The organism is Hamadaea tsunoensis DSM 44101 (assembly GCF_000428945.1).
GTDB lineage: Bacteria > Actinomycetota > Actinomycetes > Mycobacteriales > Micromonosporaceae > Hamadaea > Hamadaea tsunoensis.
The window spans coordinates 137,157-157,212 of sequence record NZ_AUAX01000004.1; the positions used below are offsets into that span (position 1 = coordinate 137,157).

The 20,056-nt window shown below is 72.8% G+C and carries 13 protein-coding genes; 10 read left to right on the top strand and 3 right to left on the bottom strand.

The features are described 5' to 3' along the window. Window positions 1–44: 44 nt before the first annotated feature. The 10 genes from G401_RS0108130 (at window position 45) to G401_RS0108175 (ending at window position 12,351) form a co-directional block, all read left to right on the top strand. Complete coding sequence (locus G401_RS0108130) at window positions 45–1,202, top strand: sedoheptulose 7-phosphate cyclase (RefSeq protein ID WP_034591016.1); 1,158 nt, start codon at window positions 45–47, stop codon at window positions 1,200–1,202. Beyond that, window positions 1,199–1,546 carry a cupin domain-containing protein gene (locus G401_RS0108135; RefSeq protein WP_027342107.1) on the top strand — a complete coding sequence of 116 codons (348 nt, stop codon included), beginning with the start codon at window positions 1,199–1,201 and terminating at the stop codon, window positions 1,544–1,546. The genes G401_RS0108130 and G401_RS0108135 overlap by 4 nt, the downstream gene beginning before the upstream one ends. Then, window positions 1,543–2,838, top strand: a complete 1,296-nt coding sequence (locus G401_RS0108140) for an aspartate aminotransferase family protein (protein ID WP_027342108.1) — start codon at window positions 1,543–1,545, stop codon at window positions 2,836–2,838. The genes G401_RS0108135 and G401_RS0108140 overlap by 4 nt, the downstream gene beginning before the upstream one ends. Continuing rightward, window positions 2,832–4,217: a hypothetical protein gene (locus G401_RS0108145; RefSeq protein WP_027342109.1), complete on the top strand. Its 1,386-nt coding sequence runs from the start codon at window positions 2,832–2,834 to the stop codon at window positions 4,215–4,217. Before G401_RS0108140 ends, G401_RS0108145 begins: the two co-directional genes overlap by 7 nt. Window positions 4,218–4,219: 2 nt before the next feature. Then, entirely contained in the window at window positions 4,220–6,364 is a 2,145-nt protein-coding gene (locus tag G401_RS44275) for a glycosyltransferase (RefSeq protein ID WP_034591017.1), read from the top strand. Then, window positions 6,357–7,445 carry a sugar phosphate nucleotidyltransferase gene (locus G401_RS0108155; protein ID WP_027342110.1) on the top strand — a complete coding sequence of 363 codons (1,089 nt, stop codon included), beginning with the start codon at window positions 6,357–6,359 and terminating at the stop codon, window positions 7,443–7,445. The genes G401_RS44275 and G401_RS0108155 overlap by 8 nt, the downstream gene beginning before the upstream one ends. Continuing rightward, window positions 7,438–8,415 carry an ROK family protein gene (locus G401_RS0108160; protein WP_027342111.1) on the top strand — a complete coding sequence of 326 codons (978 nt, stop codon included), beginning with the start codon at window positions 7,438–7,440 and terminating at the stop codon, window positions 8,413–8,415. The genes G401_RS0108155 and G401_RS0108160 overlap by 8 nt, the downstream gene beginning before the upstream one ends. Beyond that, window positions 8,412–9,293, top strand: coding sequence for an SDR family oxidoreductase (locus tag G401_RS44280; RefSeq protein ID WP_084556947.1), 882 nt, complete (start codon window positions 8,412–8,414; stop codon window positions 9,291–9,293). The genes G401_RS0108160 and G401_RS44280 overlap by 4 nt, the downstream gene beginning before the upstream one ends. A 130-nt stretch (window positions 9,294–9,423) precedes the next feature. Further along, the gene (locus G401_RS0108170; RefSeq protein ID WP_027342112.1) at window positions 9,424–11,262 is read left to right on the top strand and encodes a glycoside hydrolase family 13 protein; all 1,839 of its coding nucleotides are present in this window, start codon (window positions 9,424–9,426) and stop codon (window positions 11,260–11,262) included. A 204-nt stretch (window positions 11,263–11,466) separates the two neighbouring features. After that, window positions 11,467–12,351: a WD40 repeat domain-containing protein gene (locus tag G401_RS0108175; protein WP_027342113.1), complete on the top strand. Its 885-nt coding sequence runs from the start codon at window positions 11,467–11,469 to the stop codon at window positions 12,349–12,351. Between the two features lie 10 nt (window positions 12,352–12,361). Here the strand turns inward: G401_RS0108175 and G401_RS52465 are convergent, their stop codons facing one another. From G401_RS52465 to G401_RS52470, 3 genes are all read right to left on the bottom strand, one after another. After that, a complete protein-coding gene (locus tag G401_RS52465; RefSeq protein ID WP_157545456.1) occupies window positions 12,362–12,946 on the bottom strand; it encodes an MFS transporter in 585 nt (194 codons plus the stop codon). A 17-nt stretch (window positions 12,947–12,963) separates the two neighbouring features. Next, complete coding sequence (locus G401_RS0108185) at window positions 12,964–13,629, bottom strand: HAD family hydrolase (RefSeq protein ID WP_027342114.1); 666 nt, start codon at window positions 13,627–13,629, stop codon at window positions 12,964–12,966. A gap of 614 nt (window positions 13,630–14,243) precedes the next feature. Continuing rightward, complete coding sequence (locus G401_RS52470) at window positions 14,244–19,952, bottom strand: DUF4082 domain-containing protein (protein ID WP_051366360.1); 5,709 nt, start codon at window positions 19,950–19,952, stop codon at window positions 14,244–14,246. Window positions 19,953–20,056: the final 104 nt, after the last annotated feature.

The following is a 20,056-nucleotide window of genomic DNA, read 5'->3' on the forward strand; positions in this document are numbered from 1 at the left end:
GTACGCGCGCTCCGACAGATGACTTCGACGCTCTGAGGACGACGATGGCGAGACACGGCGTCGCGGCCGACCCGGACGGGTTCAGCCTGCGCAGCCCCGACGGGGTGGCCTACCGGGTGGACATCGAGCCCGGCGTGCTGCATCCGGCCAATCCCCGGCTCGCCGGCTACCTCGCCGACCGGCGGGTGCTGGCGTTCGCCGGGCCGACCGTCGACCGGCTCTACGGGGCCGACCTGCGCCGGTACCTGTCGGCCTGGCTCGCCCCGGGCAGCTGGGACGTCCACGTCATCCCCACCGGCGAGCAGCACAAGACGATGGCCTCGGTCGAGCGGATCTGCGCCATCGCCAAGGAGAGCGGCCTCGACCGGCACGGCGTCATGCTCGCCCTCGGCGGCGGGATCGCCAGCGACATCGTCGGGTTCGCCGCCGCCGTCTACGCCCGCGGCATCCGGCACGTCAAGGTCAACACGACGCTCGTCGCGCAGGTGGACGTCGGCGTGGGGGTGAAGACGGGCGTCAACGCGTACGGGACGAAGAACATGCTCGGCGCGTACCATCCGCCGCACGGGTCGCTCAACGATCCCGGCTTCCTCGCGACCCTGCCCCGGCGGGAGATCGCCTGCGGGCTCGGCGAGATCGTGAAGATGGCCGTCATCCGCGACGCCCGCCTCTTCGCGACCCTCGAACGCGACCCCGGTGTCTTCCAGCGGCCCGGCGGCGAGCACGACGACTACGTGCTGCGCCGGTCGATGGAGCTGATGCTCGAAGAGCTCTGCCCCAACCTGCGCGAGGTCGATCTCGCCCGGCTCGTCGACTTCGGACACACCTTCGGCCCCGCGATCGAGACCGACAGCGGCTACCGGATCGCCCACGGCGAGTCCGTCGCCATCGACATCGCCGTCTCCTGCCACCTGGCCCGCCGGCTCGGCCTCATCGACGCCGCCACCTGCGCCCGCATCACCGGCCTGCTGCGCGCTCTCGGCCTGCCCGTCTACGACCCCGCCACCTGTACGCCCGACCGCCTGCACGCCGCCATGCGCTCCGCCTGGTCCCGGCGGGGCCGCCGGCTGCACCTGGTGGTCCCCGACGGCATCGGTTCGGCGGTCTTCATCGACGACCTCGAAGACGTCCCCGACAGCCTGCTCACCGCCGCCCTCGCCGACCTGGCCGCCGAGGCCCCGCTCGTGGGGGCGGTCCGATGATCCAGCGGCTGGCGGACCTCATGCGCACCGTCCACAACGATCACGACGGCGTCGGCGCCCTGTACGCGTACCGGGCGTTCGACCGGGCGGCCAGTCCGAGCGGGATCGCGTTCATCGACCTCGTGATCCTGCCGCCGGGCAGCTCGGTCGGGCTGCACCGGCACGGCGACGACGAGGAGACCTACGTCATCCTGCGCGGCTCGGGCACGATGACCCTGGACGACGAGACGTTCCCGGTGACCGCCGGCGACCTGATCGCCAACCACGCGTACGGGCGGCACGGGCTGGTCAACGACGGCCATGAGGACCTGCACCTGCTCGTTTTCGAGAAGGCGCCCGCATGACCGGCCCGCGTACGCGTGAACTGCTCGCCCGGGAGGCCGCCCACCTCGCCCCCGGCGCGACGGACGAGGCCGAAGCGGGCGGGCGCGTCTTCGCGACCGGTGCAGGCAGCGTCCTGACCGATGTGGACGGACACGAGTACCTCGACTTCGCCGCCGGTACGCTGACCCAGTCCCTCGGCCACTGCCACCCGGACGTCGTCGCCGCCCTGACGCGGCAGGCGGGCCGGCTGTGGAACGTGCACGACAGCGCGACCGAGGACCGCGCGGCGCTCGGCGAACTCCTGTCCGCCCTGCTGCCCGAACACCTCGACACGTACGCGTACTTCAGCACCGGCGCGGAGGTCGTCGAGGCCGCGCTGCGGGTGGTCGCCGCCGTCGCCGAGCCCGGCCGCAACCGGATCGGGGCGCTGCGCAACGGCTTCCACGGCAAGACGATGGGCGCCCGGATGCTCGTGCACTGGGACATCGGCCACCAGTCGTTCGCGGGCAACAGCATCCTCGGCTACTCGCCCTACTGCTACCGCTGCCCGCTCGGCCTGACCTATCCCAGCTGCGAGACGCGCTGCGCCGATCTCGTGGTCAAGCACGTCGCCACCAAGCCGCAGATCAGCGCGCTCGTCTTCGAACCCGTCCTCGGCGCGGGCGGCGTGATCGTCCCGCCGCCCGGCTACTGGGAGAAGATCGCCCAGGCGTGCCGGGACAACGGCGTCCTACTGGTCGCCGACGAGGTGCTCACCGGCGGCGGGCGTACGGGGGCGTTCCTGGCGTGCACCTGGCTCGGTGTCGAACCCGATCTCGTCCTGCTGGCCAAGGGACTCGGCTCGGGCTTCCCGTTCGCCGTCCTGGCCGGGCGCTCCGACCTGTTGCGCAGCCCCGAGGCGGCCGCCGCCGGGTCGACCGCCTCCACGTTCGGCGGCAACCCGCTCGGCATCGCCGTCGCCCTCGCCACCCTCACCGTCCTGGACCGCGACGACCTGATCGCCCGCGCGGCCGCCCTCGGCGACAGGCTCGCCGCCGGCCTCGCCGAGCTGCGGGAACGGCACCCGATGATCGGCGACGTCCGCGGCGCCGGGCTGCTGTTCGGCCTCGAATTCGTCCGCGACCGCGAGACGCGTGAACCCGCGCCCGATCTCGCCCGCGCCGTCTACCGCGCGGCCCTCGACGCCGGGCTGCGTACCGCGCTGGGCGGGCACATCCTGCGCCTCGCGCCGCCGTTCACGCTCACCGACGACGAATTGGCCCAGGGCCTGGAGCGGCTCGACCGCGCGCTGCGCCAGGTCGGGCCGTGCTGACCGCCCCGCCCCGGCTGCCGGGCTGGCTGGCCACCGCGCCGTGGGCCGATCCCGGGCTGTCCATTCTGGACGATGCCGTCCTCGGCGAGGTGCGCCTGCTCATCCTCGGCCACCCCGGCGGCGACGCCCGCTACTTCGCGCCCGTCCTCGGCGACACGGACGCCTGCCGTACCGGCGCCTTCGACCGCGCCGTCGTCGACGCCATGCGCGCCGGGCTCACCCTGCCCACCCGCGCCGGGCACAGCATCGACTTCCGGGGCACGCCCGAGGCGTACACCGGCGGGCTCGCGTTCGACCCGGGCTGGTCGTCCAACTCGCTGTCCCTGCTCGACCTGCGCGGCACCGCCTGCGCGCACAAGACCTACCGCAGGATCACCCCGGGCAGCCGCGAACCCGGTCTGCTGCGCGCCCTGTCCGGTAGCGGGCAGACCCAGAAACCCCTCGGGGAGTACGCGTACCGGACGGCCACGGACCGCGTACCGCTGGGCATGATCTACGAGTACGCCGACGGCGACGGCCTCGACGTGCCGCTGCGGGACAACCTGCACGCGACCTGGGCCGGGCGGGCGACCGCCGACGACCTGGCCGCGGCGCTGACCGGCGCGGGGGCGTTCCTGCGCGAGTTCCACGGCGAGCTCGCCCGGCGACTCGGCCCGGCGCCCCCGGTACGCGCCGACGACGTCCTCGCCGAGACCCGCGACCGGATCGCCGAGCTGGCCCCGGTGATCCTGGCCGACGACGGCTACCCGATGCCCGCCCGGCGGGCCGTGCTCGACGCCCTGTACGCGGGCTGCGCCGAACCGGTCGACTGGCCGGCCGGGGCGAGCCACGGCGACCTGCACCTGTCGCACTTCCTGCGGACGGTGGCGTCCGACGGCGGCTGGCGGATGGTGCTGATCGACCTGTCGACGCCGCCGCTCGACCCGGCCGATCCCCGCCACAGCGCCCAGTCGCCGTGGCAGGACGCCGTGGCGCTGCTGCGCGGCCTGGCCTGCTTCACCGCCGACGAGTACGCCGCCCGCGCCGCCCGGGATCTCGCCGCCGAGCCCGCCGCCCCGGACCCCGCCGCCGATCCGGTGCCGGGCAAGGAGGACGTCTGCCGGTGGGAGTTCCTGCGCGCGGCCGGGCTGCCCCCGGACCGTCCCGGGTGGACGGACGACCGGCTCGCCCGGCTGGACCGGTTGCGATCGGCGACGGTGGGCTGGCAGAACCGCATCAGCGACCTGTTCCTGCGCGGCTACGCCCCGGCCGTCCATCCGGCGTGGCGGCTGCTGCGAACGCGGCGGATCCTCCACGAACTCGCGTACGCCTACGAACACGAACGCACCTACTACGCCGCGATCACGCTGCGGCACGCCGTCGAGCAGAGCGGGAGCTGACGATGCACATCATCGAGACGTACTTCGAGTGCGGCGGCTTCGACCACCGGCTCATCCAGGGCGGCACGTCCGTCTACCTGTGGAACCTGGCCCGCTCGCTGGCCCGCCAGGACCACCGGGTCTCGATCGTCGCCCCGGCCCACGGTCGCCTCGACGACCTGCGCCGCCTGCACGACGTCGAGGACCTCGACTACTCCGACCGCTACCGGCTGCCGCTCGTGCTCGATCGGCGTACCTGGCGGGAGGGGTTCGCCGACGAGATCGACATGAACCTCACCACGACCGCGCACCGGCTCCGGCTCGACGGCGTCGACCTGTACTTCCTGTCCAACGAGATGCTCGACCGGCTGCCCGACCGGATGTACCCGCCCTACGAGTCCAAGGGCAACGACCTGGTCTTCTTCAAGCCGCTCGTCTATCAGGTGGACAGCATCCGGTTCATCCGCCACCGGTTCGCCGACGAGCGGGCGATCGTGCACGCGCACGAACCGTTCTACCACTACCTGATGCCGGCGGCGTTCCGCGACGACCCGACGAAGCTGATGGTCAGCACGGTGCAGAGCAACATGCCGATCACCAAGAGCGTCTACCGGCCCGAGGTCGAGACGCTGCTGGCCTTCCTCGGTACGCCGGTCGAGCTGCCGCCGGTGGACCCGCCGCCGCCCGCCGACCTGGCCGTGCCGGGCGCGTACCAGCAGCTGACGCATCTGCACTACGAATACCCGCCCGACCACGTACGCATCCACGACCTCGTCGCCGAGCATGCGGACCTGGTGGGCTTCCTGTCCGCCGGGCAGCAGCGGTTCCAGTCCGACCTCGCGGACACGCCGTTCGAGCAGGTGTTCCGGCGGCTGCCGGTGGCGGACGTGGTGCGGCGCAACGCGTACAAGCACTTCGAGGCGGGCTGCGCGGTCGGCGATGCGTGGACTGCCAGCCGGGGAGCGCTTGCGCGAGCCGCCAGAAGTTCGGTCAGCGACTTCGGTACCGTCGACCGGGCGGCCGTCCTGACCGGGCTCGGCCTCGATCCGGCGCTGCCGACGTTCTTCCACAACGCCCGGTTCGCCGTCCACCACAAAGGACAGATCGAGCTGATCCGCGCGGTCGGCCGGGTCCTCGACGAAGGGGCCGAGGCCAACTTCATCCTGCGCTGCCTGTCCGACTTCGGCCTGCACCCGCTGTTCGACGAGGTCGCCGCCCGGCACCCGGGCCGCCTCTACGTCGAGACCGCCCGCATCGACGACAAGCAGCTCATGCAGTACGCCGCGGCCGCCGACTTCTGCGTCTTCCCCTCGAAGTTCGAGATGGACACGTTCCTCATCGCGCAGGGCGAGGCGATGGCGGCCGGGGCGGTGCCGATCGCGACCGCCCAGCTCGGCATGGCCCACTACGGCCACGTGGCCGACCCGCTGACCGGGCCGCATGCGGCCACCGCGACCGGCTGGGCCGTCGGCCGGTCGTTCGCCGAGGACGATCCGCTCCTCGTTGCCGCGCTCGTCGACCGGATCCACGGCGCGATCCGGCTGTGGCACGACGACCCGGCCGCGTACGCGCGCCTCTCGGTGAACGCCGTCGCCAACGCGCGCCAGTTCACCTGGGAACGGTGTGCCCGCCGGCATCTCGCCGCCTTCGAACCGCTCTGGAACGGTGTCACGCCGGAGCTGCCCGTCGAACGCGCGCTGGAGCACGGCTGGTTCGACCTGCTCGACACTCCCGTGTGGACGGCACGGCCCGACGAGATCGCCGAGGCCGCGCTGCGCTGGGGCGACCTCGACGCGTACCGGCGGGTGCGGGAGCTGAACCCGGCCGCGGCGGAGCGGTTCTACGACGCCGCCTGGGCCCGGGCCGACCTTCCGGCCTGCCGGGCGATCGCGGCGGAGTTCCCCGACCTCGCCACCCGCCTGCGGGAGCGGTACGCCCTCCACCCCGACGGCCTGCGCTACCGGCTGCCGCACGCGGCCCGGGTCGACCTCGTCCTGCCCGGCGCGGCGACCGGCGGCCGGGCGCTGCCGACCGTGCGGCCCATGGTCCGGCAGGGCGACTGGTTCCGGGTGGCGGTCACCGAGCCCGGCCCCTGGCACCTGCTGATCACGCTGCCGGACGGCCGCTGCGCCTGGGATCTGCTGTCCCCGGAGCCCGGCGATGACTGACGACGTCCGGGCGGTCCTGCTCGCCGGGGGAGAGGGCCGCCGGATGGGCCCGCTCGGCACCGGCCGGTCCAAGCCGCTCATCCCGTTCGGCGGATCCTGCCGGCTCGTCGACTTCAGCCTCGCCAACGCTCGCGACTCCGGCCTCGGCGACGTCCTGCTGCTGTCCCAGTTCGCCGAGAAGCAGCTCATGGACGACCTGCGCCGGACCTGGTGGCGGCCGGACTTCCGGGTCCACTTCGGACCTTTCGACACGGCGTACTGGGCCGGGGTGCCCGAGCACCTCGATCCGCCCGAGGGGCCGCCCGAGCGGGGGACCGCCGACGCGTTGCTGCGCAAGGCCGAGTTCATCTTCACCCCCGGCGTACGCGACGTCCTCGTGCTGCACGCCGACCACGTCTACCGGTTCGACTACCGGCCGCTGTTCGCCCGGCACCGCGCGACGGGGGCCGCGCTGACGCTCGCGTACCAGCGGATCGAGCGGGAGTACGTGCGGCTGTTCGGGATGGTCGAGTTCGACGGGCAGGGACGGCTGACGAAGTTCGTCGAGAAGCCGGAGAATCCCACGAGCGACCTCGTGTTCGCCGCGTTCTGCGTGTTCGACGCGGCGAAGCTGGAGAAGTACCTGGGCATCCTCGACGGCCGCACCGGGTGGCAGCACGACATCAGCCGGGACGTGATCCCGGCGATGCTCGCGGCGGGCGAGCACATCGAGGGCTACCCGGTCGACGGGCCGTGGGCCGACATCGGCACGGTCGAGCGCTACCACCGCGCCCATCTCCAGTCCGTACGCCAGGACCCGGCGGCCGTACCCGTCGCGGCGATGCCCCGGACGATCCGGCCGGGCGTCGACCGCCGTCTCGTCCAGGACGCCCCCGGGATCCGGCACAGCGTCGTCCCGGCCGACGCGGCCGTACGCGGCGACGTCGCGTACTCGGTGCTGTTTCCCGGAGCGGTGGTGCACGCGGGCGCGGTGGTGACCGACAGCGTGGTCCTGCCCGGCGCGATCGTGCCGCCCGGGGCGCACGTCGACGGCGCGATCGTGCTGGAGAGCGGCGAGGTGCAGGCGGTGGTTCATGGGTGACACGGGGTTCGTCGTCATGGACGTCGGCGGGACGACCACCCGGACCGGCCACTACCTGCCCGACGGGCGGGTGACCGGCGTGCGGCGGGTGCCCACGGCCGGCATCGGCCTCGACCCCGGTACGCCGGTCGCGGACCTCCAGCGCCGTGTCGTCGAGCAGATCGCGGCGGAGGCGGAGACCACGCTGATCGCGTCGGGCGCGTCCGCCGTCGGCATCGCGTTCGCCGGACCGGTGACCACGGCCGGGCGGGTGCTCGCCGGGCCGACGGTCTGGGGCGGCGGCGGCGTCCCGATCGACCTCGCCGACCTGCTCCGCGACCGGCTGGGCGTGCCGGTGACGGTGGTCAACGACCTCACCGCGGCCGTCTGGCGGTACGTGTCCGGCCCCGGCGAGCCGCCGTTCTGCCTGGTCACGGTCAGCTCCGGGATCGGGAACAAGGTCTACTGGGACGGCCGGGTCCTGCTCGACGAGGGGCACGGCGGGGAACTCGGCCACTGGACGTGGCGTACCGACGCGGACGCGCCACCATGCGACTGCGGGGGCCGCGGGCACCTCGGCGGCATCGCCTCCGGTCGCGGGGTGCTCGCCGCCGCCCGGTCCGACGCCCGCTACGACCACGTCTCCTACGGGCCGCGGGACCGGCTCACCAACGAGATCCTCGTGGCCGCCGTCCGTGCCGGCGATCCGCTGGCCACCGAGACGCTGCGTACCGCCCTGCGCCCGCTCGCGGCCGCGTTGACGTCGGTTTTCTGTGCCATCGGCGTACGCCGGTTCCGCGTCATCGGCGGTTTCGCGACCGCGATCGGCGCCCGGTACGCCGAACTGCTCACCGAGGCGCTGCACGAGGCCGGCTGCTTCGGCCTGAGCCCGGCCGAGATCGACGGCCTCGTGACGATGGGGGAGCCGGACGACGACCACAGCCTGCTCGGCGCCGGACGCCTCCTGACCCTGGACGGGGTCGCGGGATGAGGGTCTTGATCGTCGGGTCGGGGTTCGTGGGGCAGGCCGTGGCGGCGGCGGTCGAACGGGACGGCGGGCATGCCGTGCTGGCGTCCCGCCGTCCGGTTCCCGGCACCGCCCGCTGGGTACGCCTCGACGCCACGGATCCCGCCGGGTGTGCCCAGGCCGTCCAGCGCGTACGCCCGGACGCGGTCGTCGCCGTCCACGGCCCGTCCGACGTGACCTGGTGCGAGCAGCAGCCCGCGGCCGCCCTGGCCGCGCACCGCGACGCGACCCGCAACCTCGTACGCGCGCTCGGCCGCACCCGGCTCGTGCTCATCTCGACCGACAACGTCTTCGACGGCCGGAGCCCGGACAACGACGAGGAGACCGCGACGGCGCCGGCGAACGCGTACGGGGCGGCGAAACTGGCGGCCGAGGCGGAACTGGCCGGGCACCCGGACGCGACCGTGCTGCGGGTCAGCCTCGTCTACGGGCCCGAGACGGCGCGGCCGGGCAAGCGGACGAACTTCGCGGCGGCCTGCGTACGCGGCTGGCAGGCGGACGAGGTCGTGCCCGCCCCGGTCGACCAGTGGACGACCCCGGTCCACGTGGCCGACGTCGCCGCCGTGACGCTGGCGGCCGTCCGCGGCGCCCCGCCGCTGCTGCATCTCGGCGGCCCCGAACGGATCAGCCGGTTCGACTGGGCACACCGGCTCGCCGCGCGGCTGGGCTACCCGGCGGCCCTGATCGGTCCCGTGACCCGCGACTCAGGCCCGTACGCCTGCCGCCCCGCCAACTCCTGCCTCACCAGCCGCCTGCTGCCGGCGTCGCTGGACGCGTGGCGGCTGCGCGTACGCGGGGTCGACGAGGGAGCGGACGGCCTTGTCGCGGCCGTCGCCGGTTGACAGGCTTCCGCGCGCTCGCGTACGTTCGCACCGAACATAATGTTGACTAGTAAGCAAACTGATAACAGTCTATGAACTCGGGCGACGAGGCCTGCGGCTCAACGACTTCGGACACAATGGAGGTGGCGCGGTGTTCGACTCCGACGCCCTCGGCGAGCATCCGCACCATGACGGGTCTCCGCTGTACACCGATCCGGCCCGGCCCGTCCTCGGCGGCACCGTCCGCGTCTGGGTACGCGTACCCGCCACCGCGGGGGTCACGGACGTCCGCGTCCGGACGACTCCCGACGGGGACGTCCGCTACACGCCGGCGGCGATCGACCACGACCGGTCCGGCCGGGTCTTCGGCGGCTACGGCGCCAAGGACGTCTGGTGGTACGCCGACGTGCCCGTGCGCAACCCCGTCACCAACTACCGGTTCCTGCTCCTCGGCGGGCCCGGCGAGTCCGGCTGGCTGACCGCGGCCGGTGCCGTCGGCCACGAGGTCCGCGACACCACCGACTTCCGCCTCGTCACCCACGACCCTGGCCCCGACTGGGCCGCCGAAGCGGTCGTCTACGAGATCTTCCCGGACCGGTACGCCCGCTCGGCCGACGCGCCGGACCCGGCGGACCTGCCGGACTGGGCCGTCCCCGCCGAGTGGGACCGCGACGAGGTCGTCTACGAGGGCCCGGACACCCCGCTGCAGTTCTTCGGCGGCACCCTCGACGGCATCGCGGAGCACCTCGACCACCTGCAGTCGCTCAACGTCACCGCGATCTACCTGCGCCCGGTCTTCCCGGCCGCGTCCAACCACCGCTACAACGCGACGACCTTCGACAGCGTCGACCCGCTGCTCGGCGGCGACGCGGCGCTGACCCGCCTGGCGGATGCCGTCCACGCCCGCGGCCTGCGGCTCATCGGCGACATCACTACCAACCACTGTGGAGACACCCACGAGTGGTTCCGCGCCGCCCAGGCCGACCCGGCCGCCCCCGAGCGCGAGATGTTCTACTTCGACGCCGACGGCGGCTACGAGGCCTGGTACGGCATCCCGTCGCTGCCCAAGTTCAACTGGGGCAGCGACCTCGTCCGCGAGCGCATGACCGCCGTCGTGCGCCGCTGGCTGGACGTCTACGACGGCTGGCGCGTCGACTGCGCCAACATGACCGGCCGCAACCGCGACGAGGACCGCGCCCACGAGATCGCCGCCGGCCTGCGCGCCGAGATCGACGCCGTCCGCCCCGACGCCCTCGTCGTCGCCGAGCACAACTACGACGCCGCGAACGATCTCGACCGCGGCGGCTGGCAGGGCACGATGAACTACGCCGGCTTCACCCGGCCGCTGTGGGGCTGGCTGCGCGGCGACGGCACCACCATCCGCTACTTCATCGACGCCCCGGGCGGCGTACCCCGGCGCGACGGCCGCGGCGCGCTGGCCAGCATCCGCCAGGTCGCCGCGGGCGTCTCCTGGTCCACCTACAACCGCTCCTGGCAGCTCCTCGACTCCTACGACGTCGGCCGCTTCCGCTCCGTCACCATGTCCCGGGAGAACCACCTCGTCGGTGCCGGTCTTCAAGCCACCCTCCCGGGTACGCCGATGATCTGCGGCGGCGACGAGTTCGGCCTCACCGGACAGAACGGCGAACACGCGCGTACGCCGATGCCGTGGAACCGTCCCGGCGACGTCGACGAGCCGACGCTCGCCGCGTACCGGGAGCTGTTCGGGCTGCGGGCGGCGGAGCCGGCGCTGCGCCGCGGCGGCCTGCGGTGGCTGCACGCCGACGCGGACGTGCTCGTCTTCCTCCGCGAGACGCCGACGGAGTCGTTGCTCGTCCTCGCGGCGCGGGCCGGCCACGCCCCCGTACGCCTTCCCCTCGACGCCGACCTCACCGGGGTCTACCAGGCCGCGGACGAGACGGCGCGCAACGGGGCGGTGACCCTGCCCGCCGGCCCCACCGGCGTACGCGTCTGGCGCATCACCGGCTGACACACGGTCGCCGGATCTCCGTCGTTCTCAGCTGTCGATGGAGATCCGGCCGTCCGCCCGCCGTGTGTCGTCTCCGTCGACAGCCCGGTCGGATGATCAGCGGGACCTTGGCCGCATTCGTCCGGAGTCGTCCGGCTCACCCGGCATCGGATAGGTGTCGACCAGTCGATCCGATCAGCGTACGGCGGGCGTGACGATGTACCTATGTGGATGGAGAAGACCGCGTCGTTCGCGCATCCCGGCACGGGCGCCGGCTTCGCGACCGCGTGGTCGCCGTCGGGGGCGGCTCTCGCGGTCGCGGGTTTCGACCAGGCCGTGGTCGTGTGGGACGTCGATTCCGGTGAACCGCTGGTACGCGCGACCCACGAGGCCGCGGTCGGCTGCGTCTCGTGGAGTCCCCGCGGCGGCACGATCGCGTCCGGTTCCTCGGACGGCCGGGTGAACCTCATCGACGTGCGGTCGGGCCGACGGCTCGGGCAGGCGTTCGGGCACGCGGACGAGGTCCGGACGGTCGCGTACGCGCCGAACGGTTCGATGGTCGCCAGCGGTGCCAACGACGGCACGGTCCGGCTCTGGCAGGCGCAGGATCTGGGCCCGCTCGTCGGGATGGCGGCCCACGCCGGGATCGTCCACTCGGTCGACTGGTCGCCGGACGGGCTGTGGCTCGCCTCGGCGGGGCACGACGGGATCGTCCGCCTCTGGGAGCCGGGCGCGGCCACGGCCGCCGGCGGGATCGCGGGTCACCGGGGTGCGGTGACGAGCGTGGCCTACTCGCCGGACGGCCGCCACCTCGCCTCGGGCGGCGTCGACGCCACGTTGCGGATCTGGGACCTGGCCGAGGCGCGCTACCACACCGTCCTGGAGTCGTTCGACGGCTGCCGGGTCACCGGTCTCGCGTACGCGCCGGACGGGCGGCACCTCGCCGCCCTCGACCAGGATCCGACCCTGCGGATCTTCCGTGCCGAGGACGGCGAACTGCTCGGGTCGGCGGCCGTCCCGCATGGCACAGTGTCGGTCTCCTGGTCGCCGCGCGGCGGCACGATCGCGGTGTCCGGCAGTGCCGTCGACCTGTGGTCGGTGCGGTTCTGAGGCTTTCCGGTCAGGCTTTCCGGGTCACGGCGAAGAGGCCGACGCCGCCGGTGACCGCCAGCGTGATCAGCGCCATCGGGACCGCCAGGAAATACGTCCACCGCCAGCTGACCGCCGTCGTCATGAACCAGCCGAACACCAGGCCGCACAGCAGGCCGGCGAACGCGACCCCGCCGACTGCGGCCAACAGTGCCAGGCGGCGTTCGCCGGTCTGGGCGGCCAGGCCCAGGGCGACGCCGGAGACCGCGCCGCCGCCGAAGCCGGTGATCAGCGCCGCGACGATCATCACCAGACCGTTGGGGGCCAGAGCGATCATCAGGTCGCCGAGGAGCATCAGGCCGACCGCCGGTACCGCGATCGACGTGGGAATGCGCCGGCCCAGCGCGAATCCGGCGGCCGCGCCGACCACCAGGGCGACGAGGTGGCCGAGCAGGAGCAGCAGCGTCGTCACGGTGCTGAGGCCCAAGTTCCGCTGGACGGTCTCGCGGACCGGCCCGAGCAGCGCCCCGACCTGGTACGCCGCGAGCATGGTGCCCAACCCGGGGCCGATGAGCATCCACATGGGACGCCGGATGTCCTGGCTTGCCTCGATCATCCGGCCATAGTAAGGGCTCAGACCAGCGAAAGCACCTGATCGATACCGGTGATCCAGTCCACCGTGCACGGTTGCGCCGGCGGCTCGCGCAGGACGGCCCGGCCCTGGTAACCCAGGGCGATCGCGGCCTCGACCAGGTCGGGAGCGTCGTCCACGAACAGGCACTGGGCGGGCTGCAGTCCGAGCGCGTCGCTGGCGTACCGATACATGCGCGGATCGGGCTTGTGGCAGCCGAGCAGCTGCGAGATCGCGTACGCCTCGAAGAAGCCGCCGAGGCCGAGGGCATCGTGCAGCTGCGGCAGTTCCGCCCAGGCGTCGGAGACCACGGCCATGCGTACGCCCCGCCCGCGGAGCGCGCGCAGGGTCGGCAGGACGTCCGGGAAGGTCTCCAGGATGACCTTCGGGTCGACGGGACGGCGCAGGTCGGCCAGCAGTTCCGGCGTGGCGGTGAGGCCCAGCCGCGCCAGCATCACCCGGTGGTAGTCGTCATAGTCCGGTGTGGACAGCGCGCCGGCGAAGTACGCGTCCCCGGCCTCGACCGCGCCGGCCAGGTCCGCGTCGGTCAGCGTGGGAAAGTGTTCGCGCAGGATGTCCTCGAAGTCGGCCCGGGGGTTCCACCGGCCGCCCTTCGGCCGCATCAGTACGCCACCGGAGTCGAACAGCACCGCGACAGGTCTCGGCATCCGGCAATCTCCTCTTCGTCGACGTCCGCACCCCGCCATCATCCTCGCTCTCGCCCGAGGACGTGTCGCCGATGGCCGGCGTCTCTCCGCATTTGTCCGGGTGGGCACCGGCCGGACGGCGTGGCGGTTCGTTCGAACCGGCCGGTTGTGGGTGATCAAATACCGCTATTACGCACCGCGGCCGGCGGCGGGCCATGGCCCCGCTGGGCGGCTCGATCATGGAGTGCCGGCGTGATCAAGTTCCCGAATCCTGCGGAAAACCGGCTGATTCCGCAGCTCCCGGGTACTTGATCAAGCCATGGAGATCAACCTCAACAGAATCCGGGTACTTGATCACCCGGTCGGCCACCATCGTCGAACCAGCGACGCCCCGGTCGCGATCGCGGATGCCTGGGATGAAACCGCGACCGGACCGTGGCGATGGATGCGTCGCCCCACTCGCCTGGCAGTGCAGGCCCCGCCCGGGTTTGGCGGGGCCGGAGCGGTCTCCCGCGGGAGGAGCGGAGGTGAGATCGACGAACCCGGGCCGTGAATATGATCTGGAATTTGATCGTGTATGGAGGGCGTCCGGTGTGGACAGGGGCAGTGGCCACACCGGACGCCCGGTCAGCGGGTCAGCTCACTGTGAACAGCGGCTGGACCCAGTAGTTGGACTGGTTGGAGCTGGCGTTGCCGGGGAAGCCCGCCCCCGACCGGTAGACCCCGTTGCCGGCCCCCGGCGCGGTGATCGGGTAGTACGTCTGCGGGCTGGTGAAGTAGCCCACGTCGGCGGCGTAGTGCCCGTTGGGGGCGGAGTACGACGCGATGTAGGTCGTGCCCGGCACGATCGGCTGCGGCGTCGCGAACGTCAGCGTCTGCCAGCCGCTGTCCGTCTCGCCGGTGAACGTGCCCGTTGCCAGGAGCGTGCCGTCGGACCGCCAGAGCGAGCCGGTGTGGGTACCGGTGTTGGCGCTGCTCTTGTAGAACGCGATCCCTGTCACCTGCGCGGCGGCCGCCGTCGTGAAGGCCGTGCCCAGTTCGTTCGCGCTGCCGTCACCGAAGTCCGCCACCGCCGGCTGCACGCCGTTGTCCCACAGCCCGCAGGGGGCGTAGGTGCACTGCCAGGTGTCCGGCGCCGCGCTGCTCACCGTGAAGGTCCACGTGTACGCGCTGGGCATCGCGTTGCCGGCCGGATCGGCGGCCCGGACGCTCGCCGTGTAGGTGGTGCCCGGCGTGAGCTGGCCGCGCGGCGTGAAGCCGACTCCCGATCCGTCGTAGGTCGCGGTGCCCGGCATGGTCCCGGCCGGTGAGGACAGGGCGAACGTGACGGTGGCCGGGTCGATCGGGGCCGCGAAGGTGGCCTCGATACCCGGGTAGACCGGGTCGGCGTTGCCGCCCACGGGCGTCGCGGAGACGACGTGCGGCCCGTTGTCCAGGCCGAGCCGGACCAGGGGCTGCACCCAGTAGTTGTTGGCCGCACCGGCGTCGGTGGCCGGGAAGCCGGCCGAACCGTAGTGGAAGGTCGCGTTCGGACCGTCCACACCGTACTGCAGCCCGGTGACCTGCAGGCCCGACGCGTCGCTCGCGGAGACCCCGCCGGTCAGGAAGGTGCCGGAGTCGTACGAGTAGTGCCCGTTGGGCGTGTAGTACGACGCCACGTACGTCGTGCCGGCCGGGATGAACACCGGGCTGGCGAACGTCAGCGTCTGCCAGCCGGCGGCCGTCTCGCCGGCGAAGGTGCCGCTCGCCACGAGCTGGCCGGTGTTCGTCCAGAGGCTGCCGGTGTGCGTACCGGTGTTGGCGTCGGACTTGTAGAACGCGACACCGGAGACCACCGCCGCCTGGCTGACCCGGAAGCGTACGCCGACCTCGATCGCGCCGCCGTCGCCGGAGTCCACATGGGAGGGGGTGGCGGTGCCCGGCCACATGCCGAACGGGACCGAGTACGTGAAGTGGCAGACGTCGCTCGGCGGCGAGGTCGTCGACCCGTCGTTCGTGCGCGCGTACCACGCGTACCGGTGGCCGCTGGTGAGCGCCGGGGTGAACCGGTACTCGTGCGACGCCGCTCCGCCGAAGCGCGTACCGGCGTTCCAGGGGCCGGTGGTCTGCCCGGCCGTCTCGTCCCACAGGGCGAAGTCGGCCGACGCGGTGACCGTCGGGTCGGTGTCGCTGACCGTCACGTCCAGGGCCGGCACCGGGTACGCCGCCGTCGGCGCGACCACGCCGTACGGCCCGGTCGGGGAGCAGCCGGCCGTCGCCGGGTTGACCGGAGCCGGGACGGTGCTCGTCGCCGTCGGCTTGAGCAGCAGCGCCTTCTGGTTGTTGTAGAGCCCCGCGACCTCGGCGGCCGGCAGGGTACGCGCGTACACCTCGACGTCGTCCAGGTCGCCGTTCCAGAAGTCGGCCGTCGCTGCGTTGCGCCGGTCCGCACCGGCCAGCAGGGATCCGGTCGCACTCCACGCGGCCGTGTACGCGACCGGGCTGCCCTGAGCCGCCCCGTTCACGTACAGCTGGACGGTCTTCGCCGACGCGTCGTACACGCCGGTCAGGTGCGTCCACACGCCGAAGGCGGGGGCGGCCGTCGCGACCGAGCGGGTGAAGGCGGGACCCGTGGCGTCCGACCCGGCGACCGTGAACGCCCACTTGCCCGTCCCGGCGTCGTACTGCAGCGCGAACTGCGAGGTCGACGTGCCGCTCTGGCTGACCGCGGTACGCGTACCGGTGGTGCCCGCGGTCGCGTTGACCCACGCGGCGACGGTGAACCCGGCCGTGGTGTCGACCGCCTTCGCCGCGCTGGTCACCACGCCGCTCGTGCCGTTGAGGTGCACGTCGGCCCCGTCGTGGCCCTGGCCGGCGGTCACACCGGCCGAGAGCGTACCGGCGTTGCCGCCGCCGGAGGTGTCCTTGTCGGTCAGCACGCCGCCGGAGCTCACCAGGTCGGTGCTGCCGTCGGTGTACCGGAAGTTGCCGAACAGCCACGTGAGCACCGGCGGGGCCGACGCCGGCGAGGTGCTGTAGGACGAACCGGCCACCACGACCGGGGCCGCGAAGTAGGGCGAGGCCGCCTTGCCCGGCCACACGAGCAGCTGGCCGCCGTTGGCCGTGCCCGTGCCCCACAGGTCGGGCTGGGCGTCACCGGTCAGGTCGCCGGCGCTCGACACCACCGGGTACGCCGCGGCGGTCAGCCCGGTCGTGAGGGTGGTCGTGCCGTGGCCGCCGCCGATGCCCGTCCAGTCGACCGTGCCGTCGGCCTTCTTCGCGGACGCGTACCGCAGGAGGTTGCCGGATCCGTCGCGGGTCCAGACGTCGGGCAGCCCGTCGCCGGTGGAGTCGCCGGGGCTGAAGGAGGGAGTGGTCCAGCTCGTCGCCGAGTCGGTGGCCGCGTTGGACGCCAGGATCACCGTCGGGGACAGCGAGTTGGCGGAGTACTGGTGGAACAGCCACAGGTGCCGCTTCGTGCCCTCGGTCATGGTGGCCAGGAAGTCCGCCGGGTCGGAGCCGATGCCCGAGCCGAGGACGTCGCCGACCGCGCCCTTGTCGCTGTCGCCCAGGGCGGTCAGCCCCACCAGGTTCGCCCAGCTGCCGTCGGTGGGATAGCCGTTGCCGCAGCCCGGGCAGGACGGCTGGGTCAGCACGACCCGGCCGCCGGCGGAGAAGTGCCCGGTGCTGTCGTTGCGGTAGATGTACAGGACGGGGTTGCCGCGCAGGTGCACGAGCAGGTCGTCGACGAACAGCCCGTGCATCGAGCCGCGGTGGGTCACCAGGAGGTTCGGGTCGGCCCAGCCGTTGGTGCTGCCGGGCGGCGCGTCCGCGGCCGCGGCGGCGATCGCGCCGCCCGACGCCGGGTCCACGCTCATCTGGTAGACGCGCAGGTTGCCACTGCTGTCGGGGAGCAGCATGTCCGGTACGCCGTCCCCGGTCACGTCACCCGGCGACGGGGACGCCTTCGGGTTCTCCGGCGCGTAGAACGTGTACGTCTGCGTCTGCCCGGCGGTGTTGCCGGCCCGGTCGATCGCGTACACCTCGAGGGTGTGCGTGCCCCACGCGGGCGTCCAGCTGATCTGAGCGCTGCCGTTGGCGCCGGCCAGGACGACGCCGCTGTCGGTGCCGGGGTTCGGCGTGCAGGTGGAGCCGTTGCCGGGGACGCTGACGTGGGAGTCGAACGCGTAGCCGTAGCACCACAGGCCCGACGCCGAGCCGCTCGACGGCGCGGGGTCGCTCGCGGACAGGGTGAACGTGCCGGCCTGGCCGGCGGCCAGGTGGCTGTAGCCGGCGCCGGCGGCGGGGAAGTCCGTCGACGCCGCGCCGACGTTCGTCGGCCGGTCGAAGTCGGTGGTGAACGCGCAGGTCGAGCCGGTCGTGCTCAACCCGGCGTAGCCGTTGAGCGCGTTGCTGGTGACCGTCGGGTACCAGGTGTAGTGGTGGCCGTCGAGCAGGCCGGTGACCGTGGCGTTGGCCTGGGCGCCGGTGGGGACCAGGCCGGTGCTGGCGGTCGGCTTGGTGACCGTGCCCGTGGTGGTGTCGGTCAGCGTGACCGCGTTGGTGAGGGTCGTCGACGTGTGGACGCGGGAGGTGACCCAGTCGGACAGCGTCACGGCGTTGCCGTCGGCGGCGCCGAGCCAGCCATTGTTCATACAGGACACGGGTGCGGAGCCGTCCCCGTTGTGCGGGTTGGGCGACGAGTGCAGCGCGGTCGGCGCGTCGGGCGGGAAGTCGTACTGAATGACGAAGTCGATCGCGGTCTGGTCGATGCGGATGAAGTTGTACGCGTTGGACTCGTCCCCGCGGATCTCCACCGACCACGCGCTCAGGTGCAGATCGGCGACCTTCTGCATCGCCGCGGTGACATGCCAGTCGCTGCTGTTGGTGTTGCCGATCTGGATCGACTGGCCGGGATAGTTCGTCGGCGGCGTGCGCTCCGGCGTGTGCAGGTCGAACGTCGACACCGGGGCGGGATAGAACGGGTTCGCCGACGCGTCGATGCACGGCGGCACGTTCCACCGCTGGCCGGCGACGAGCGCGCAGGTGGAGTACATCGACAGCGTGGCGCTGTGGTTGTACTGGTCCGACTCGAACCGCGCGGTCGCCTGCAGGTACGCGTGCTGGATCGTCGCGCCCCAGATGGTCGTGGGTATGCCGATCTGGAAGTCGGACCGGTCGATGCCGCAGGGGCACTGGTCGCCGGACGCGTACGCGCCGCCGCCGGTCGAGCCGCCGTAGTAGCCGCCCTGGTAGCCGACGCCCTCACCGGACGGCTGGGCCCGGTCGAAGGTCGCGGTGGCGCCCGGCTCGGCCTGGGTCAGCTGGTTGAAGTGCTGCGCCGTCGTCGGGCTGTTGACGACCGCGGGGTCGACGAACACCGGGTACTTCACGCCGCTTCCGGTCAGCAGAGCCGGATCGGGGGTGATGTCGGCGGCGGTCGCGGAGATGGTCTGGCCGACGTGCGCCACCCGGGCTCCCCGGCCGGGACCGTCCGCAGTGGACGGCTGGTCGGCCGCGCCCTTCGGCGGTGCGGTGTGGTTGGAGTCCCACATCCGGGCGTCGCCGGACGAGAACGCGACCTTGCCGTCCGCCAGCACCGCCTGGACCGTGCCGGCCGCGTCCCGGCGCAGCGTCACGCCCCGCGCCCGTACGCCGAGACGCAGATGCCGCAGGGCCGGGTTCGCCGCGGCGGACGCGTCCCGGATCACGAGCGTGTCCTCGGCGCCGCCGTTGGCGTCCACGGTCACCCGCAGGTCGACGCCCGGGTACACGCCGGGGTAGACGGCCTCGTTGCCGGCGATCCGCGGCCGGGGCAGGGAACCCGGCCACGCGTACGCGAGCCGGGCCGATCCGTTCTCCAGAGCCAGCAACGGTACGCCGGCGGCACCGCCGGACAGGCGTACCGGGTGCAGCGAAGCGCGGGGCGAGAACGTGCCGTCGGGATTGGCCACGAGCGTCGTGTCCAGGCCGGTCCAGGCGCCGTTCTGCTTGACCCGTTGCGGCGTCACGGCGGTGTGCAGGGTGAAAGTGCCGTCGGGATTCGCCACGGTGGTCGAGTACTCGTCGGTCAGTTCGGTCACCGGCACGGCTTTGCCGGTCGTGCGGGCCTTCGCCGACGCCGTCCGCCGCGGGGCGTCGAGGGATCGGGCCGCTCCGCGTACCGGAGTGGCGACAGCGGGGGCGAGCGCGTTCGGAGCCGTACGGGCCGGGCCGGCATCGGCGGCGGCCGGGACCGCGTACGGGAGGGTCGCTACGGCCAGGGCCGCGACCAGGGTGGGAAGAAGTCCGCGCGCGAGGCGCGCGCCTGCTGGGCCGGACCGCAGCGCCTCACTGCGCTTTCCGGCGGACGTCGAAGGACTCATGGCTGGGACCGTCGCACCGGCCCGATCGCGGTGGCGCGTCGTTTCGCCGCTGCCCGAAATATGTCCGGAGTACCCGGCGGACGGCGAAAAGCTGGCCGCACCTG

Bases quoted from the DNA above. Each gene is read 5' to 3' on its own strand.
- G401_RS0108130 (WP_034591016.1), top strand. From the start codon at position 45: ATGGCGAGACACGGCGTCGCGGCCGACCCGGACGGGTTCAGCCTGCGC.
- G401_RS0108135 (WP_027342107.1), top strand. From the start codon at position 1,199: ATGATCCAGCGGCTGGCGGACCTCATGCGCACCGTCCACAACGATCAC.
- G401_RS0108140 (WP_027342108.1), top strand. From the start codon at position 1,543: ATGACCGGCCCGCGTACGCGTGAACTGCTCGCCCGGGAGGCCGCCCAC.
- G401_RS44275 (WP_034591017.1), top strand. From the start codon at position 4,220: ATGCACATCATCGAGACGTACTTCGAGTGCGGCGGCTTCGACCACCGG.
- G401_RS0108155 (WP_027342110.1), top strand. From the start codon at position 6,357: ATGACTGACGACGTCCGGGCGGTCCTGCTCGCCGGGGGAGAGGGCCGC.
- G401_RS0108160 (WP_027342111.1), top strand. From the start codon at position 7,438: ATGGGTGACACGGGGTTCGTCGTCATGGACGTCGGCGGGACGACCACC.
- G401_RS44280 (WP_084556947.1), top strand. From the start codon at position 8,412: ATGAGGGTCTTGATCGTCGGGTCGGGGTTCGTGGGGCAGGCCGTGGCG.
- G401_RS0108175 (WP_027342113.1), top strand. From the start codon at position 11,467: ATGTGGATGGAGAAGACCGCGTCGTTCGCGCATCCCGGCACGGGCGCC.
- G401_RS52465 (WP_157545456.1), bottom strand. From the start codon at position 12,946: ATGATCGAGGCAAGCCAGGACATCCGGCGTCCCATGTGGATGCTCATC.
- G401_RS0108185 (WP_027342114.1), bottom strand. From the start codon at position 13,629: ATGCCGAGACCTGTCGCGGTGCTGTTCGACTCCGGTGGCGTACTGATG.
- G401_RS52470 (WP_051366360.1), bottom strand. From the start codon at position 19,952: ATGAGTCCTTCGACGTCCGCCGGAAAGCGCAGTGAGGCGCTGCGGTCC.